The 16,214-nt window shown below is 74.6% G+C and carries 16 protein-coding genes and 3 tRNA genes; 8 read left to right on the top strand and 11 right to left on the bottom strand.

The genetic code is table 11. The features are described from left to right. Positions 1 to 54: 54 nt before the first annotated feature. From CLT75_RS00815 to CLT75_RS00800, 4 genes are all read right to left on the bottom strand, one after another. On the bottom strand, positions 55 to 873 hold the full coding sequence (locus CLT75_RS00815) for an isocitrate lyase/PEP mutase family protein (RefSeq protein WP_135239018.1): 819 nt from the start codon (positions 871 to 873) through the stop codon (positions 55 to 57). A gap of 135 nt (positions 874 to 1,008) precedes the next feature. After that, a tRNA-Val gene (locus CLT75_RS00810) sits at positions 1,009 to 1,083 on the bottom strand. 12 nt (positions 1,084 to 1,095) lie between these two features. Next, positions 1,096 to 1,166: transfer RNA gene (locus CLT75_RS00805), tRNA-Cys, on the bottom strand. Between the two features lie 34 nt (positions 1,167 to 1,200). Then, positions 1,201 to 1,273 (bottom strand) — tRNA-Gly (locus CLT75_RS00800). A 274-nt stretch (positions 1,274 to 1,547) separates the two neighbouring features. Between CLT75_RS00800 and CLT75_RS00795 the strand changes: the two genes are divergently transcribed. Further along, positions 1,548 to 2,150, top strand: a complete 603-nt coding sequence (locus tag CLT75_RS00795) for a TetR/AcrR family transcriptional regulator (RefSeq protein WP_030275337.1) — start codon at positions 1,548 to 1,550, stop codon at positions 2,148 to 2,150. Between the two features lie 17 nt (positions 2,151 to 2,167). Here CLT75_RS00795 and CLT75_RS00790 read toward each other — a convergent pair whose 3' ends face one another. Further along, positions 2,168 to 3,001, bottom strand: a complete 834-nt coding sequence (locus CLT75_RS00790; RefSeq protein ID WP_135239017.1) for a hypothetical protein — start codon at positions 2,999 to 3,001, stop codon at positions 2,168 to 2,170. Positions 3,002 to 3,190: 189 nt separating this feature from the next. Here CLT75_RS00790 and CLT75_RS00785 point away from each other — a divergent pair, with 189 nt between their 5' ends. The 4 genes from CLT75_RS00785 to CLT75_RS00770 all read left to right on the top strand — a co-directional run bounded on the left by CLT75_RS00785 (position 3,191) and on the right by CLT75_RS00770 (position 6,858). Then, positions 3,191 to 3,859 carry a class I SAM-dependent methyltransferase gene (locus CLT75_RS00785; RefSeq protein WP_135239016.1) on the top strand — a complete coding sequence of 223 codons (669 nt, stop codon included), beginning with the start codon at positions 3,191 to 3,193 and terminating at the stop codon, positions 3,857 to 3,859. 9 nt (positions 3,860 to 3,868) lie between these two features. Then, positions 3,869 to 5,038 carry a cytochrome P450 gene (locus CLT75_RS00780; protein WP_135239015.1) on the top strand — a complete coding sequence of 390 codons (1,170 nt, stop codon included), beginning with the start codon at positions 3,869 to 3,871 and terminating at the stop codon, positions 5,036 to 5,038. Between the two features lie 69 nt (positions 5,039 to 5,107). Next, a complete protein-coding gene (locus tag CLT75_RS00775) occupies positions 5,108 to 6,040 on the top strand; it encodes an ABC transporter ATP-binding protein (RefSeq protein WP_135239014.1) in 933 nt (310 codons plus the stop codon). Continuing rightward, positions 6,037 to 6,858: an ABC transporter permease gene (locus CLT75_RS00770; RefSeq protein WP_135239013.1), complete on the top strand. Its 822-nt coding sequence runs from the start codon at positions 6,037 to 6,039 to the stop codon at positions 6,856 to 6,858. The genes CLT75_RS00775 and CLT75_RS00770 overlap by 4 nt, the downstream gene beginning before the upstream one ends. 15 nt (positions 6,859 to 6,873) lie before the next feature. Here the strand turns inward: CLT75_RS00770 and CLT75_RS00765 are convergent, their stop codons facing one another. The 4 genes from CLT75_RS00765 to CLT75_RS00750 are packed head-to-tail and all read right to left on the bottom strand — an operon-like array spanning position 6,874 to position 11,084. Beyond that, positions 6,874 to 7,551 (bottom strand): response regulator transcription factor, encoded by a 678-nt coding sequence (locus CLT75_RS00765; protein ID WP_135239012.1) that lies wholly within the window; start codon positions 7,549 to 7,551, stop codon positions 6,874 to 6,876. Continuing rightward, on the bottom strand, positions 7,548 to 9,173 hold the full coding sequence (locus CLT75_RS00760; protein ID WP_486485013.1) for a sensor histidine kinase: 1,626 nt from the start codon (positions 9,171 to 9,173) through the stop codon (positions 7,548 to 7,550). Before CLT75_RS00760 ends, CLT75_RS00765 begins: the two co-directional genes overlap by 4 nt. A gap of 46 nt (positions 9,174 to 9,219) precedes the next feature. Then, a complete protein-coding gene (gene bioD, locus CLT75_RS00755; protein WP_135243865.1) occupies positions 9,220 to 9,951 on the bottom strand; it encodes a dethiobiotin synthase in 732 nt (243 codons plus the stop codon). After that, the gene (locus CLT75_RS00750) at positions 9,948 to 11,084 is read right to left on the bottom strand and encodes an 8-amino-7-oxononanoate synthase (RefSeq protein WP_135239010.1); all 1,137 of its coding nucleotides are present in this window, start codon (positions 11,082 to 11,084) and stop codon (positions 9,948 to 9,950) included. The genes bioD and CLT75_RS00750 overlap by 4 nt, the downstream gene beginning before the upstream one ends. A gap of 160 nt (positions 11,085 to 11,244) precedes the next feature. On the opposite strand from CLT75_RS00750, the gene bioB reads away from it, so the two are divergent. The 3 genes from bioB to CLT75_RS00735 are packed head-to-tail and all read left to right on the top strand — an operon-like array spanning position 11,245 to position 12,973. After that, positions 11,245 to 12,240: a biotin synthase BioB gene (bioB, locus tag CLT75_RS00745; RefSeq protein ID WP_013284870.1), complete on the top strand. Its 996-nt coding sequence runs from the start codon at positions 11,245 to 11,247 to the stop codon at positions 12,238 to 12,240. Between the two features lie 7 nt (positions 12,241 to 12,247). Next, positions 12,248 to 12,463, top strand: a complete 216-nt coding sequence (gene bsaP, locus CLT75_RS00740; protein WP_135239009.1) for a biotin synthase auxiliary protein BsaP — start codon at positions 12,248 to 12,250, stop codon at positions 12,461 to 12,463. A gap of 3 nt (positions 12,464 to 12,466) precedes the next feature. After that, positions 12,467 to 12,973: a GNAT family N-acetyltransferase gene (locus CLT75_RS00735; protein ID WP_135239008.1), complete on the top strand. Its 507-nt coding sequence runs from the start codon at positions 12,467 to 12,469 to the stop codon at positions 12,971 to 12,973. A 1-nt stretch (position 12,974) separates the two neighbouring features. On the opposite strand, the gene CLT75_RS00730 is transcribed toward CLT75_RS00735, so the two are convergent. Both CLT75_RS00730 and CLT75_RS00725 read right to left on the bottom strand, forming a co-directional pair. After that, positions 12,975 to 13,505, bottom strand: a complete 531-nt coding sequence (locus tag CLT75_RS00730) for a DUF488 domain-containing protein (RefSeq protein ID WP_135239007.1) — start codon at positions 13,503 to 13,505, stop codon at positions 12,975 to 12,977. 115 nt (positions 13,506 to 13,620) lie between these two features. Next, entirely contained in the window at positions 13,621 to 16,071 is a 2,451-nt protein-coding gene (locus tag CLT75_RS00725) for a non-reducing end alpha-L-arabinofuranosidase family hydrolase (RefSeq protein ID WP_135239006.1), read from the bottom strand. Positions 16,072 to 16,214: the final 143 nt, after the last annotated feature.

Below are 16,214 nucleotides of genomic sequence, written 5' to 3'. Positions count from 1 at the left end.
ATCGGTCCCGGCCCGACGGGGGCGCCGCTCGGCGCCCCCGTCGGCGTGTCCGGGTCAGTCGCGCATCAGCTCGTTCAGCGCGTCGAAGTCGAGCCCACCGGCGAGCGCGCCGTACGTCCCGGCGCCGAGCACCTCCGCCGCCGCCCGCTGCGCCACCGCGTACGCGGCCTCGGCCACCGCCGGTCCGATGCTCACCCGGGCCACGCCGAGCCGCGCCAGCTCGGCGATCGGCGGCGCGCCCGGCCCGGCCAGCACGTTCAGCGGCGCCGGGATCGCCGCCGCCAGCGCGGCCACCGTCTCCGGTTCCACGGTTCCGGGTACGAAGATCCCGTCCGCGCCTGCGGCCAGGTACGCCTCGGCGCGCGCGACAGTCTCGGGTACGCCGCCGGCCCGGCGCAGATAGGTGTCCACCCGCGCGTTGACGTACAGCGGGATGCCGGCGCGGTCGGCGGCGGCCCGGATCGCGGCGAGCCGGGCAGCCTGCTCGTCGGCCCGGCGCAGCGGTCCCCCGCCGTCGTGCCGGGAGTCCTCCACGTTGACGCCGACGGCCCCGGCGGCGAGCACCGCGGTGATCGTCTCGGCGACCTCGGCAGGGCTGTCGCCGTACCCGGATTCGATGTCGGCGGTGACCGGTACGCGGACCGCGTCTGCCACCCGGCGGATCACGTCGACGGCGGTGTCCCGGGCGAGCACGTCGCCGTCCGGGGCGCCGCGGCTCCACGCGACCCCGGCACTCGTGGTGGCCACCGCGCGGGCGCCGGCCGCGGCGACGATCCGGGCGCTCAGCGCGTCCCAGGCGTTGACGAGGATCAGTGGGTCACCGGGCTGGTGCAGGGCGCGGAACCGCTGGGCTCGGGTCTGCTGGTCGTCCACCGGGTCAGTCTGGGTGGGGCGGTCCGGGCGCGGCAATGGCCAGCGGCGCGGTACTGGACTGATCGACGGCGACGAGAAAGGCCGTGTCGATTGGACGAGAAAGGCCGTGTCGATTGATCGACACGGCCTTTCCGCTGGTGGGCGATACTGGGTTTGAACCAGTGACCTCTTCCGTGTCAAGGAAGCGCGCTCCCACTGCGCCAATCGCCCTCGTCTACTGCGAGGTGGAGACGGGATTTGAACCCGTGTACACGGCTTTGCAGGCCGTTGCCTCGCCTCTCGGCCACTCCACCGAGGTTGCCCCCGAACTGCGTGGCGGCATCTCCGAGCGGACGACGGGATTCGAACCCGCGACCCTCACCTTGGCAAGGTGATGCGCTACCAGCTGCGCTACGTCCGCACGCCCCCGGTGTTATCCGGTGACGGATGAGAACTTTAGCCGAGCCCGGGAACGGTTGCCAAATCGGGGCCCCTTCCGGCGCGTCCGGATGTGGCCGGCGGCCCGTGGCGCAGGCGTCCTAGGAGCCTGGGTGGTTGCCGTCGGAGGCCGGCGGGCAGGGCCGCGACCTGCGGAATCCGCTCGGCGAGCCGAGTGTCCGGCATCCGACTGTCCCGCCGCCGACCGGCCGCTTCGGTAACTCCCTGTGGTCATACGGATGGGTTACCGTAACGCCGTGACGAGACGAGCCGCCGAGATCCGCCTGGACGCGCTGCTGCGTACGGCCTGCGAGGTGATCGCGGAACGAGGGCTCGCCAACACCCGCACCGCGGACGTGGCCGAGGCCGCCGGGGTCAGCCAGGCGCTCGTCTTCTACCACTTCGCGACGAAGGACCGGCTGCTCGCGCAGGCCTTCGCGTACGCGGTCGAGCAGGATCTGGCCCGCCTCGACGCGGTGCTGCGCTCCTCCGCCCCGCCGCTGGCGAAGCTGCGCCGGATGCTGCGCCTCTACGCGCCGACCGGCCGGGCCACCTCCTGGTCGATGTGGATCGACGGCTGGGCGGAGTCGCTGCGTACGCCGGAACTGGAGAAGCTCTCCCGCCGCCTCGACCTGCGGTGGCGGCAGGACCTGGCCGCGGTGATCAGCGACGGGGTCGCCGAGGGCACGTTCGACTGCCCCGACCCGGCCGGCGCGGCCTGGCGGATCAGCGCGGTGATGGACGGGCTGGCGGTCCAGCTCGCGGTGCACGAGCGGGTGATCACCCGCCGGCAGATCGCCGAGTGGATCCGCCTGGTGGCCGCCCGGGAGCTGGGCCTGGAGCCCAGCCAGCTCGACTGACCCCTCCCCGCGGCGGGTCAGTGCCAGCGGGGGCGGGGGCGTTCGAAGGGGGGCGGGAGCGTCTCCGGTTCGGCCTGCGCGGACGGGCGCAGCAGGCGACGCATCCGCAGCAGCAGCCCGGCGCCGAGGAACAGCAGCAACCCGCCGAGCAGGAACGCGGCCTGCACCAGGCCGAATCCACCGCTGTCCGCCACCGGCCGCCCGGCCACGCCACCGGGCGCCGGTGGTTCCACCACCGCGGCGTCGGTCGGCTCGTCGGTGGGTTCCTCGTCGGGCGCCTCGGAGGACGGCTCGTCGCTCGGTGTGGGCTCCGCGCTGCTCGGCGAGGGCGTCGGCTCGGCCGTCTCCTCCCCCACCACCTCACGGGAGGCGGTCCGCCGGGCCAGCAGCCGCAACTGCGGGTCGTACGCCTCGGCGGCGAAACTCACCCGGCCACGCCCGACGTCCTCGGCGAACGCCACCCGGTAGCGGGCGGTCACGGTACGGCCGGGACAGAGCACACCCGGGTCCAGCTGCCGGTCGGTGAGCCGGGCGGTGTCTCCCTCGGTGCGGATCTCCAGCGGGAACGATCCGCTGTCCTCCACCCGGTCCACCTTGAGCTGGTCCAGCCGCAGGCCCTGCACCCGCACCAGCATCGACCAGCGCACCTTGACACAGCCGCCCCCGTCGGAGCGGGACACCACGGCGGACAACGTCTCCACCCGGTTCCCGGCGGTGAACTCGTCCGGCAGGCCGCTCAACTCGGTGGAGAAGGCCGCCGCCGCCCGCGCCGGCAGGGCACCGCCGTACCCGGTCCCGGCCACGAAGGTCAGTACCAGTCCGATCCGCAGCGCGTGCCGCCAGCCGCTCACCACGCCTCCTCACCCTCGGTCGTGTCCACAGGCAACGCTAGGAGCGCGCCGGGCACGCCGGTAGACGGGCGTGTTCGCATCCAACGCCAAGAGAAGAGGGCTGTTTCACCCAGCGTGGTGAACCGGTCACGGCGTCGCCGCGACACGCCCGGGATCGGTTCCGGAACCCGGGTGGGACACAATTCTCCGGTGTCCGAACTGTCCGCCGCGTTCGTCCGGCTGCACGCCCGCCTCGCCCCCGTGGCGTTCGTCCCCGAGGTGCGCCTGCACCAGGCCGACGAGCCGATCGGTCTGTGGGAGCTGACCGAGGGCGAGTTCCGCAGCTCCCAGCCGCCGCCGTTCTGGGCGTTCGCCTGGGCCGGCGGGCAGGGCCTGGCCCGCTACGTCACCGACCACCCCGACGTGGTCGCCGGCCGCCGGGTGCTCGACCTGGCCTCCGGCTCCGGCCTGGTCGCCATCGCCGCCGCCCGCGCCGGCGCCGCCGCCGTCCGGGCGGTCGAGGTGGACGAGCGGGCCGTGGCCGCCGTCGCGCTCAACGCCGAGGCCAACGGGGTACGCGTCGATGCCGAACTCGGCGACATCCTCGACTCCGACGCGGGCGACGCGGAGGTGGTGCTGGCCGGGGACGTCTTCTACAGCGAGGCGATGGCCCGCCGGATGCTGCGCTTCCTGCTCAAGGCCGCCCGTTCCGGCGCCCGGGTGCTGGTGGGCGACCCGGGGCGGGCGTTCCTTCCCCGCGAGCGCTTCCACGAGCTGGCCGCGTACGACGTGCCGGTGTCCGAGGCGCTGGAGAGCGTACGGGTGAAGCACACCACCGTCTGGGAGCTGGACCCGAACCCGCCCGGTGCCCGCCGCTAGCGTTACCGCGTGCTGTTCCGGGGCTGGGGGGAGTCCGTCGACGGACCGTGGCCCGACGCGGCCACCGTGGTCGACCACGTCGGCGTGCCGCACCTGGTGGTGACCCGGCACGCGCTCGTCCGCAAGCTGCTCACCGACCCGGTGACGTTCCGGCCGGACAACGCGCTCGACGCGGTCACGCCGATCCCGGTGGCCGCGCTGCGGGTCCTCGCCGGGCACCGGTTCCGGCTGCCGCCGACGCTGGCGAACAACGGCGGCGCGAGCCACCCGGAGATCCGCGGCATCGTCGCCGACGCGCTGCACCCGCACCGGGTGGACGCCCAGCGCCAGTGGCTGACCGGGCTGGTCCGGGAGCGGGTGGCGGGGCTGGCGGCGGCGCTGGACGCGGGCCGCCCGGCCGACCTGTACGCGGGTCTCGCCGCCGACCTGCCGCTGCTGGTGCTGGCCCGGCTGGTCGAGCTGCCGGACGCCCCGGTCGGCGCGGTCAAGGACTTCGCCCGGGCCGCGCTGGAGCTGTTCTGGGCGCCGCTTGACTCCTCCCGGCAACTGGCGCTCGCCGCCGAGGTGGGCCGGTTCCACACCGTGCTGCGGGAGTTCGCCGCCACCGGGGGCGGGCTCGCCGCGCGGCTGCGCGACGCGGGGCACTCCCCCGACGTGGTCGTGGGCGCGCTGTTCTTCCTGCTGGTCGCCGGCCAGGAGACCACCTCGCAGTTCCTCACCCTGCTGCTGCACCGGCTGTCCGGCGAACCGGCGGTACGGGCCGGACTGCGCGCCGGTGAGGTCGGCGTGGACGACGTGGTCGAGGAAGGACTGCGGCTGGAACCGCCGATCGTCACCTGGCGGCGGGTGGCGGCAGTCGACACCACGCTCGGCGAGGTGCCCGTACCGGCGGGCACCAGCATCGTGGCCTGGCTGGCCCGCGCCGGCCGCGACCCGGCGGTGGTGGACGCGCCGGGCGAGTTCCGCCCCGGGCAGCCCGGTTCGCGGCGGCACCTGGCGTTCGGCGCCGGGCCGCACCGCTGCGTCGGCGCGCAGCTGGCCCGGATGGAGGCCGCGGTGGTGGTCGCGGAGGCGGCCACGCTGCTCGACGGGGTGACGGTGGTCCGTCCGCCGTGGTGCCCGGACAACCTCACCTTCCGGATGCCCGACGCGTTCGTGGTCCGCCGGGCGCGTACCTGACGAAAGTCAGTGCCGGCCGCTGCCGTTCGACGGCGGTGCGGCACCCCCGCCGGCCCATAGCGTCGCCGCATGATCACACTTCGTGCGTTGACGAAACGGTTCGGCGACGTGACAGCCGTCGACGACCTGACCGTCGAGATCCGCCCCGGGCAGGTCACCGGGTTCCTCGGCCCGAACGGCGCGGGCAAGTCCACCACCATGCGGATGGTCCTCGGCCTGGACCGGCCCACCGCCGGCCAGGCCCTGGTCAACGGCCGGGACTACCGCACGCTGCGGCACCCGCTGCACGAGGTCGGCGCGCTGCTCGACGCCACAGGCGTGCACCCGGCCCGCTCCGGCGTGGCGCACCTGCGGGCGATGGCGCGCAGCAACGGCGTACCGGCCCGCCGGGTGACCGAGGTGCTCGACCTGGTCGGTCTGGACGCCCGCGCCGCCGGCAAGCCGGGCCGGGCGCTGTCGCTGGGCATGGGTCAGCGGCTCGGCATCGCGGGCGCGCTGCTCGGCGACCCGCCGGTGCTGCTGCTCGACGAGCCGGTGAACGGGCTCGACCCGGACGGGGTGCGGTGGATCCGCGGGTTCACCCGCCGTCTCGCCGACGAGGGGCGCACCGTTCTCGTCTCCAGTCACCTGATGAGCGAGATGCAGCAGACCGCCGACCGGGTGGTGGTGCTGGGGCGCGGCCGGCTGGTGGCCGACGCGCCGCTGGCCGAGCTGATCGCCGCCCGGCCCGCCGCGTCGGTCCGGGTACGCGGCCCCGAGCCGGCCGCGCTCGCCGCCCTCGGCGACCGGCTGGCCGCCGAGGGCGCCACTGTCACCGCCGACGAGGGCGGGATGTCCGTCGCGGGCAGCACCGCCGGCCGGGTCGGCGACCTGGCGCACGAGATGGGGGTACGCCTGCACGAGCTGACCCCCGTCGCCCCCTCCCTGGAGGAGGCGTTCCTGGAGCTGACCGCCGACAGCGTGGAGTACGCCGCCGGCCCGACCGGAGGTGGCACCCGATGACCGCACAGTCCACGCTCGACCCGGCCCGGCGGACCACCCGGCCCGCCCCGGCCGGGCACCCGCTCGCCGGGGCGGTGGCCGCCGAGTGGACGAAGCTCTGGTCGGTGCGCTCCACCTGGTGGACGCTGCTCGCGGCGGTGCTGACCATGGCGGCCACCAGCGCCCAGCTCGCCATCTACGCGCAGAACGCCAACACCGACGACGACCCGGCCAACAACCCGGGCGTGGTGGACGTCGGCGAGATCGTGGCCGGGTCGCTGGAGCTGACCCAGTACGTGGTGCTGGCGATCGGCCTGTTCGCGATCACCAGCGAGTTCGCCACCGGCACGATCCGCACCACGCTGCGGTGCACGCCGTCGCGGGGGCGGGTGCTCGCCGCGAAGGCGATGGTGGTGGGTGCGGTGACGTTCGGCGTCGGGCTGCTGCTCGGCACCGTCGGCGCGGTGACGGCCCGGCCGGTGCTGGGCGAGTGGGGCCGGGCCCCGCTGGGCGCGACGGTGGCCGACGTGGTGGCCGCCGCGGCGTACCTGTCGCTCGTCGGCGTGCTGGCGCTCGGCCTGGCGGCGGCGCTGCGCGGCGCGGTGCTGGCCCTGACCGTCCTGTTCGCGCTGCTGATGATCGTGCCGCTGTCGTTGCAGGAGCCGGACATCACGGTGCTCACCCGGATCGCCGACGCGTTCCCCGGGGTGGCGGGCAACCACTTCCTGGCCGGGGACACCGAGCCGTACCCGGCGGCGGCAGGACTGCTGCTGCTCGCCGGCTGGGCCGCCGCCGCGCTGGCGCTGGGCCGGTGGGCGCTGGCACGGCGCGACGCCTGAGCGGGGCGGGGCTGGTCAGCCGGTGGGCGGGACCAGCCCCGCCTCGTACGCGAGGATCGCCGCCTGCACCCGGTTGCGCACGTCCAGCCGGGTGAAGATGCTGGTCAGGTAGCTCTTCACGGTGCCCTCGACGAGGTGCAGCCGGCGGGCGATCTCGGCGTTGGACAGTCCCGCGCCGACCAGCGCCAGCACGTCGCGCTCCCGGTCGGTGAGCCCGGCCAGCCGGTCCCGCGCGTACGGGCCGCGGGCCAGCCGGCCCCCGCTCAGCTCGATCACCCGGCGCGCCACCCGCGGCGACAGGTACGCCCCGCCGTCGGCCACCGCCCGCACCCCGGCGAGCAGTTCACGCGGGTCACCGGACTTGAGCAGGAACCCGGCGGCGCCGTGGCCGAGCGCCCGGGCGATCAGGTCGTCGTCGCCGAACGTGGTGAGCATGACCGCCGCCGTCTCCGGCACCAGCCGGCGGATCTGCGCGGCGGCGCTGAGCCCGTCGGAGCGGGGCATCCGGATGTCCAGCAGCGCCACCCGGGGCCGGTGCGCGCGGACCAGCTCGACCGCGGCGAGACCGTCGCCGGCCTCGCCGACCACCTCGATGCCGGGGTCGGCGGCCAGGATCGCCCGGACCCCGGCCCGGACCAGTGCCTCGTCGTCGGCGAGCACCACCCGCAGCGGGCGGTCGTGGTCGTCGCTCATGGTGCGATCTGCTCCTTGCTGACCAGCCGCCCGTCGGCGAAGCAGAGCCGCCAGGTCGCCTGGGCGAACGGGAAGTTGCCGTCGGTGTAGAACTCGCAGCCCGGCGCGGCGCCGGTCGCGGGCGGGTCGGCCTGCCGGCGGGGCAGCCCGAGCGCGTCGCGCGGCTCACCCAGCCGCAGCCGTTCGTAGCCGGACCGGTCCAGCACCGCGCCGGCCGTGGCGAGCGGGTAGTAGACGAGCGCCAGCACCAGGGCCAGCCCGGCGGGCGCGCCGATCGCGACGAGCAGGCTGCGCCGCACCCGCCGCCGGGCCTCCCGCAGCCGCCGGGCCGCGTCCCCCGGTTCACCCCGCCGGGGTACGCCGGCACCGGCGAGCGGGCCGGCGTCCGGGAAGCGGTCACCGGATTCGTCGGCCGGGTCGGTGCCCGGCATCCCGGCGCGTCCGGGCGGGACAGGCGACCCGGATCCGTCGCGCACGGCGGTGGCCGGCAGCCCGGTGTCCGCGTCGGGTGTGCCGGGGCTGCCCGCCCCGTCCAGCGGGAGCCGTGCGGTGACCGCCCAGCCGCCGTCGCGGGGACCGGCGTCCAGGGCGCCGCCGGCGAGGCGTACCCGCTCGCGCAGCGCCAGCAACCCGGAGCCGTGCGACGGCGGCCCGGGCAGCGGACCGGCCGGCGGTGGCGCGTTCACCACCGCGACCGTCACCGCGCCGGCCTCGCGGGCCACGGCGACGGTGACCGGGGCGCCGGGGGCGTAGCGGGCGGCGTTGGTGAGCGCCTCCCGGACCACCCGGTGCACCGCGTGTGCCGGCAGCGGCGGCAGGTCCGCCTCGTCGGCGCGCAGGTCGACGGTCATCCCGGCGTCGCGCGCGCCGTCGACCACGTCGGCGACCGTCTCCCCCGGCGGCCGCAGCGTGCGCTCCTCGCGCAGCACGCCGATCACGTCGTGCAGGCGTTCGGTGGCGGCGGCGACACTCGCCCGCAGCTCACCGGCCGCCGCCCGGTGCGCCGGGGACAGGTCCGGCGCCAGTTCCAGCGCGCCCGCCCGCAGCGCGATGAGGCTCAGGTCGTGGCCGAGCGAGTCGTGCATGTCCTGGGCGATGCGGGCCCGCTCGCGCAGGCGTACCCGCTCGACCTCGGCCCGGCGCTCGGCCTGCGCGTGCCGCAGACCGGCGTCGGCGAGCGCGCGGTGCTGCCGCCGCAGCCGGCCCAGCAGCCAGGGGAACACCCCGGCGAACAGCAGCACCGAGGAGAGCAGGAACCAGGTGGACGGCTCGGTGCCGAGCAGCCCGAGGTTGAGCACGGAGCCGGTGACCGCGATGGCGGCGAAGACGGCGGCGGCCGGTGCGGCCCGGTCGCTGCGCCGTCCGGCCAGGTAGCCGAAGACCGGGATGGCGAACACCACGTTGCCGTCGACGAGCGAGCCGGCCACCACCGCGAGTACCGCGACCAGCGGCCGCCGGCGGCCGATCCACACGGCCACGCCGAGCAGCGTCAGCGCGGCGGCCAGCGGCGGCAGCTCGTCCGCGTGCCACGGCGGGGTGAGGCGGCCGTACGCGACGGGTGCCGCGAGTACGGCCCAGAGCAGCAGGTCACCGGCCCGGCGCTGGCGTTCGCGGGGTTCCACGGCGGTCACGCTACCCACGCCCGGCCGGGCCGGGCACCGACGAAAGTCAGGTCTCCTCGGCCCAGGCCCGCCAGTCGTCGAGCACGCCGTACAGGGCGGGGGTGAGCCAGCCGGGCGCGGACCGGCGGAACACACCGGGGTCCATGCCGCCCGCGCCGGCCGGTACCGCGCCGAGCAGGTTCGGCAGCAGCTCGGACAGGTTGAGCCAGTGCACCAGTTCCGGCTCGGTCGGCCAGGCGCCGATCACCACGCCGGCCGGGACGGCCCGCCGCTCCAGCGCCTCCAGCGTCAGCGCGGTGTGGTTGAGCGTGCCGAGCCCGGCCCGCGCCACCACCACCGCCGGCGCGCCGAGCGACACCGCCAGGTCGGCCACCGTCCACGGCTCGCCGGAGGGGCGCAGCCCCATCGGTACGAGCAGCCCGCCCGCGCCCTCGACGAGCACCAGGTCGTGCTTGTCCGCCTCCTCGCGGATCGCGTCGACGGCGTTGTACAGCTCCAGCGGCGGCAGCTCCGCCACCCGGGCCGCGGCCAGCGGGGCCAGCGGGTCGGGGTAGCTGGCGAGCGTCCGGCCGGTGAGCGGGGCGGCCAGCCGGGTCACCGAGTCGACGTCGCCGGGCTCGCCTGTCGCCGTACCGGTCTGGCCGGGCTTGACCACCGCGACCCGCAGGCCGGCCGCCTGCGCGGCGGCGGCGACGGCGGCGGTCACCACTGTCTTGCCGACCTCCGTGTCGGTGCCGGTCACCAGCACCGGTCCGGTCCAGGCGTCGCCGAAGCTCATGGCGCACACTCCACGATCACGTCCAGGGCCCGGTCGAAGCCGGCCCGGTCCACCCCGGCGCTGACGGTGAGCCGCAGCCGGGAACGGCTGTCCGGCGTGGACGGGGGACGGAAGCAGCCGACCGCCACACCGCGGTCCCGGCAGGCGGCGGCCCAGGCGGTCGCCTCCTGCGGGCCGGGCGCGGTCACCGAGATCACGGCGCCGTCCGGGGCGGACACGGACAGCCCGGCCGCGCCGAGCCGGCGCACCGCCGCGGCGACCCGGTCGGCCAGCTCGGCGCGCAGCGCGTCGCCGTCGCGGGCCAGGCGCACCGCGGCGCGGACGCCGGCCACCACGGCGGGCGGCGGCGCGGTGTCGAAGATGAACGTGCGGCCGGTCTCCACCAGGTGGCGGACGAACTCGGCCGGCCCGGCGACCACGCCGCCGGCCCCGCCGAGCGCCTTGGAGAGTGTCGCGGTGACCACCACGTCGGGCGCGCCGGCGAGCCCGGCGGCGGCGACCCCGCCGGCTCCGGCCGGGCCGATGACGCCGAGCGCGTGCGCGTCGTCGACGAGCAGCAGCGCGCCGTGGCGGCGGGCCACCGCGTGCAGCTCCGCGAGCGGGGCCAGGTCGCCGTCGACGGAGAAGACCGACTCGGTCACCACCACCGCCGGGCGGCCCGGCGCGGCGGCGAGCGCCGCGGCCACCGCTGCGACGTCCGCGTGCGGCGTCACGAGCGTCTCGGCGCCGGAGATCCGGCAGCCGTCGATCAGCGAGGCGTGGTTGTGGGCGTCGGAGACGAGCAGCGTACGCGGCTGCGTCAGCCCCCGGACGGCGGCGAGGTTCGCCAGGTAGCCGGAGGAGAACACCAGCGCCCGGTCGACGCCCAGCCAGTCGGCCAGGTCGTCCTCCAGCGCGTGGTGGGCGTCGGTGGACCCGCGCACCAGACGCGACCCGGTGGCGCCCAGCCCGTACGCGGACAGGGCCTCTGCTGCGGCGGCGGTGACCTCGGGGTGGGTGGCCAGGCCGAGGTAGTCGTTTCCGGCCAGGTCGACCACGGCGTCGTCGGCGGCGCGGGGGCGCAGCGTGCGGGTCAGTCCCGCCCGGGCCCGCAGCTCGGCGCGGCGGTCCAGGGCCGCCAGCCAGTCCGCCACCGTGCCGTCCCCTCCCGCCGACTCCCCGCCCCCCGCCGGGCGCTTCCGCGGGGCGAAGTTACCACCCGCGCCGGGGGCCCCGGCGTGGCGCGGTCCCGGCTCGCCGGGGGCCGACGGCGGTGGTTTCCCGCGCTCACGGTGGCCTGTTAGGTTACGAGCCATGCCAGAGATCCTCGACCAGGCCCGGGAGCGGGTGCTGGGCAACGGCGTCGGCCTCGACGAGGCCGGTGTCCTCGCGGTGCTGAACCTTCCCGACGAGCACCTGCCCGCCGCGCTCCAGCTCGCCCACGAGGTTCGGATGCGCTGGTGCGGTCCGGAGGTCGAGGTCGAGGGCATCGTCTCGCTGAAGACCGGCGGCTGCCCGGAGGACTGCCACTTCTGCTCGCAGTCCGGCCTGTTCACCTCGCCGGTGCGCTCGGTCTGGCTGGACATCCCGGCGCTGGTCGAGGCCGCGAAGCAGACCGCCGCGACCGGCGCGACCGAGTTCTGCATCGTGGCCGCCGTGCGCGGCCCGGACGCCCGGCTGATGAAGCAGATGCGCGAGGGCGTCGCCGCCATCCGCGCCGCTGTCGACATCCAGGTCGCCGCCTCGCTCGGCATGCTCACCAAGGAGCAGGTCGACGAGCTGGTCGAGATGGGCGTGCACCGCTACAACCACAACCTGGAGACCTGCCGCTCCTACTTCCCGAACGTGGTCACCACGCACTCGTGGGAGGAGCGCTGGGAGACGCTGCGGATGGTCCGCGAGTCCGGCATGGAGGTCTGCTGCGGCGGCATCCTCGGCCTCGGCGAGACGGTCGAGCAGCGGGCCGAGTTCGCCGCGCAGCTCGCCGAGCTGGACCCGCACGAGGTGCCGCTGAACTTCCTCAACCCGCGCCCCGGCACGCCGCTGGGTGACCGCCCGGTGGTGGAGGGCAAGGACGCGCTGCGTGCCATCGCCGCGTTCCGGCTGGCCATGCCGCGCACGATCCTGCGGTACGCGGGCGGCCGCGAGCTGACCCTCGGTGACCTGGGCACCCGCGACGGTCTGCTGGGCGGCATCAACGCGGTGATCGTCGGCAACTACCTGACCACGCTGGGGCGACCGGCGACGGCCGACCTGAAGCTGCTGGAAGACCTGAAGATGCCGGTGAAGGCGCTCTCGGCGACCCTGTGAGGCAGCGGTGACCGAATCCTCCCCCGCCACGGCGGCCCCCGCCGCGCTCTGGTGCGACAGGTGCGGCGAGTCGGTGGCGGCCGGGCCGCATCCGGCGTGCGAGGCGGCCCGCGCGTGGGAGCCGCCGCGCTGGTGCGCGTCCTGCCGGCGGCGGATGAAGGTGCAGGTCGTACCGGCAGGCTGGTCGGCGGTCTGCGTCGAGCACGGCGAGCGGCGGGGCTGAGGCGTGCTGCGCGGGCAGGCGGTGACGTTGCGGCCGGTGACCGACGCCGACGTGCCCGCCCTGGCCGCGATCCGGGCCACCCCGGAGGTGCGCCGCTGGTGGCGCGGCGGTGACGACCTGGCCGAGTCGGTCCGCGCCGACCTGGCCGACGACGCGCTGACGACCTACGCCGTCGAGCACGACGGCAGGCTGGTCGGCGCGATCCAGTGGTACGCCGAGACCGATCCCGACTACCGCCACGCCAGCCTGGACGTCTTCCTCGACCCGGCGGTACGCGGCGCCGGGCTGGGCGGCGACGCGATCCGCACGCTGGTCCGGCACCTGATCGACGAGTACGGCCACCACCGGTTCACCATCGACCCGGCGGCGGCGAACACGGCGGCGATCCGGGCGTACGCGAAGGTGGGGTTCCGCCCGGTGGGCATCATGCGCCGCTACGAGCGTGGCGCGGACGGGCGCTGGCACGACGCGCTGCTGATGGACCTGCTCGCCGAGGACCTGGGCGGCTGAGTCAGCCGGCCCAGAGCAGGTGCCCGTCGGGCAGCCGGCGGGCGCCTTCGGCGGGCCGGTGCGGGCTGAGCCGGCCGTCCGGCATGAGGTGCGACACCGGCACCCCGCGGCCGCGCACGGCGACGTCGGCGATCAGCCGCCGGTGGCAGCGCCACCAGACACTCTCGCTGCACATCACCGCTGTGGTCTCCCGGGCGGCGTCGGCCAGCACCTCGTCCAGAGCGGCGTCGAAGTCGGGCGTGCGGGTGTACGCGGCGTACGCCCGGAAGGCCGCGACCGTCCACCAGGTGTCCGGTTCCGGCTCGCCGGCGCGGACGTGCCGGCGGCCGCCGAGGCGCGGTTCCCAGCGGTAGCCGATGCCCCGTTCGGGCAGCCAGCGTTCGAGGGCCTCGCGGCGGACGTCGGGGTTGGTCCGGCTGGCCGGGTAGCGGCGCACGTCCACGACCAGGGTGACCTCCGCGGCGGCCAGCAGGTCCCCGAGCTGGTCGCGGTGGGCGGCCCCGTGCCCGACGGTCAGCAGAATGGGCTCCACCGACTCAGCTTGCCCCGGGTCGGCGCCGTCCGCCCGCCGGCCGGGCCGGCCCACCGGAACGGGCGTGCCCGGCACCGCACGGTGCCGGGCACGCCTTCCTCTGACGGTGTGGCGCCTAGCGCTGGAGGGTCAGCACACCCGGCCGCCACGGCAGCAGGTTGTAGTCGCCGCCCGCACCGGGGTTCTTGCCCTGGTACAGGAACTGCAGGTTGCAGGGGTCGATGGTCTTGGTCTGGTCGGGGTTGGTGCGGACCAGATCACCGTGGCTGATGTCGTTGGTCCACGTCGCGCCGCTGTTGGCCTTGCCGGCGAACGGGTTGCTCTCGCTGGCGGCCTGCGGGGTCCACGAGCCGCTCAGGCTGTTGGACGTGAACGACCGGAAGTAGCGTCCCTGGCTCCCGATCGCCTCGACGATCATGAGGTACTGGTTCTGGCCCGCCACCTTGTAGACCTCGACGCCCTCGAAGAGGTTGTTCGTCGAGTCGGTCATGATCGTCGTGTAGCTCGAACCGAAGCTGCCCGGGAAGTTCCCCAGCGGCATGCTCGACCGGTAGATCTTGCCGTTGTCCCCGGCGAAGAACAGGTACATGTTCTGGTCGTCACCGATCAGGGTCTGGTCGATGACGCCGTACGGGGCGTCCGGCAGGGTGGCGGTGGAGAGCGTCTGCGCCGAGGACCAGCCGTTGGCGTTCGTCGGGTCGCTCGACGTCTTGTAGCTGAACGAGGTCGGTCCCCACTGGTACGCCAGCACCCAGATGTTCTTCGGGGCGAAGTACAGCAGCGTGGGCGCCACGGTGCCCTGGCTCATCCCGGTCTGGCCGGCCGAGGCCATGTCGGACCAGTTCGTGAACGGGCTGAAGTTCATCGAGCTGTACTGGCCGCTGCTGTTGACGTACGACCCGTAGACCAGGTGCTTGCCGTTGTAGACCACGTTCGTGAAGTCCTTCAGCGAGACCCAGCCGTTCTGCGGGTTGGCCAGCGCGCCGGTCGACGACCACCGGTACGTCGACGGGAGCGAGCAGCCGCCCGGCGGGGGCGTCGTGGTCGGCGGCGGCGTGGTCGGGGGCGGCGTGGTCGGGGGCGTGGTGCCACCGAAGTCGGTCCGCCACTGCTGGTTGGTCTGCCCGTGGCAGTCGTACAGCTGGACCTGCTGGCCGTTGCCGGTGCCCCAGACGTCCAGGCAGCGGCCGGACTGCACGCCGCTGATGGTGCCGTTGGAGTTGATGTTCCACTGCTGGTTCGTCTGGCCGTTGCAGTCCCAGATGATGATGCCGGTGCCGTTGCCGGTGGCCGCGCCGTTCGCGTCCAGGCACTTGCTGCCGTAGACCATCAGCTGCTTGCTGGAGGTGTACGTCCACTGCTGGTTCGACTGACCGTTGCAGTCCCAGAGCTGGACGCGGGTGCCGTTGGTCTGGGTGGCGTTCGGTACGTCGATGCACCGGCCCGACTGCACCCCGACGATCCGTCCGGCGCCACCGCTGGGCGGCGGTCCCGTGGTCGGGGTCGTGGTCGGCCCGGAGGTCGGGGCGGCCGCGTTGAGCGCGTTGAGGACCGAGTTGTACGCGGCCTTCTTGTTGCCGCCGCCGTCGAACAGCAGCGGGTTCTCGTTCGAGCGCCACGAGTCGCTGTCCCGCACGCCCCACACCGTGATGCCGATACAGCGCGGCACGTTCATGCACGCCTGGGTCAGCCCGGCGTACTGGCTGGTCGAGGCGTTGGTGACGTCCGCCTCGGTCAGCGCCACGTCGACGCCGAGGGCGGCGAAGCTGGACAGCGTGGTCTGGAAGTTGCCCGGCAGTGAGCTGCCGCCGGTGAAGTGGGTCTGCAGGCCGACGCAGTCGATCGGGACGCCGCGGGACTTGAAGTCCCGGATCATGTTGTAGACACCCTGCGTCTTGCCGTACGACCAGTTCTCGATGTTGTAGTCGTTGTAGCAGAGCTTCACCGACGGGTCCGCCGCCCGTGCGGTCCGGAACGCGACCTCGATCCAGTCGTTGCCGGTGCCCTGGAGGTTGGAACTGCGGCGGCTGCCGTCCTCGTTGAACGCCTCGTTGACCACATCCCACGCCGCGAGCTTGCCCCGGTAGTGGGCCATCACACCGTTGATGTGATCGATCATCGCCTGCCGCAGGTTGCTGCCGCTCAGGCTCTGCATCCAACCCGGCTGCTGCGCGTGCCACGCCAGGGTGTGGCCGCGGACCTTCAGACCACGCTGGGTCGCCCAGTTGTAGATCTGGTCACCGGAGGAGAAGTTGAACTGCCCCCGCTGCGGCTGCGTCGCGTCCGGCTTCATCTCGTTCTCGGCCGTGATCATGTTGAACTCGCGCCCGGCGATGGTGCTGTACGTCGAGTCGCCGAGCCGGCCCGCCGCGATGGCGGTGCCGAAGTAGCGGCCCGACTGCGCGGCGGCCGCGCCCAGCGTGGACGCGGCGGCGTTCGCCGACGGCATCATCACCGCGACGGCTGCCACCGTCACGGCGCTGACCGCGCCGGCGAGCAGCGCCCGGACGGCTGGTGATCGCCGTCGCCGGCTCCCGCCGCGATGAACGGATGGGCTCATGGCCATCTTGGCCTCCTTACTGGCCAACACCCAGGCCGTCGGGGCGAAGACGACTGGACGTCTCGATTGGGTATCTAGCCCTGTCGATGCTTCCATCGCGCATCGGCTGGGACAATGGTGTTTCGGAAACGTTTCGGAAAGGTTCTGCC

This window comes from Micromonospora sp. CNZ285 (assembly GCF_004637285.1).
Note: the sequence above shows the minus strand (reverse complement) of the source record. Positions and strands in the feature narration are given on the sequence as shown.

Bases quoted from the DNA above. Each gene is read 5' to 3' on its own strand.
- CLT75_RS00770 (WP_135239013.1), top strand. From the start codon at position 6,037: ATGACCGCACAGTCCACGCTCGACCCGGCCCGGCGGACCACCCGGCCC.
- CLT75_RS00725 (WP_135239006.1), bottom strand. From the start codon at position 16,071: ATGGCCATGAGCCCATCCGTTCATCGCGGCGGGAGCCGGCGACGGCGA.
- bioB (WP_013284870.1), top strand. From the start codon at position 11,245: ATGCCAGAGATCCTCGACCAGGCCCGGGAGCGGGTGCTGGGCAACGGC.
- bioD (WP_135243865.1), bottom strand. From the start codon at position 9,951: ATGAGCTTCGGCGACGCCTGGACCGGACCGGTGCTGGTGACCGGCACC.
- CLT75_RS00765 (WP_135239012.1), bottom strand. From the start codon at position 7,551: ATGAGCGACGACCACGACCGCCCGCTGCGGGTGGTGCTCGCCGACGAC.
- CLT75_RS00775 (WP_135239014.1), top strand. From the start codon at position 5,108: ATGATCACACTTCGTGCGTTGACGAAACGGTTCGGCGACGTGACAGCC.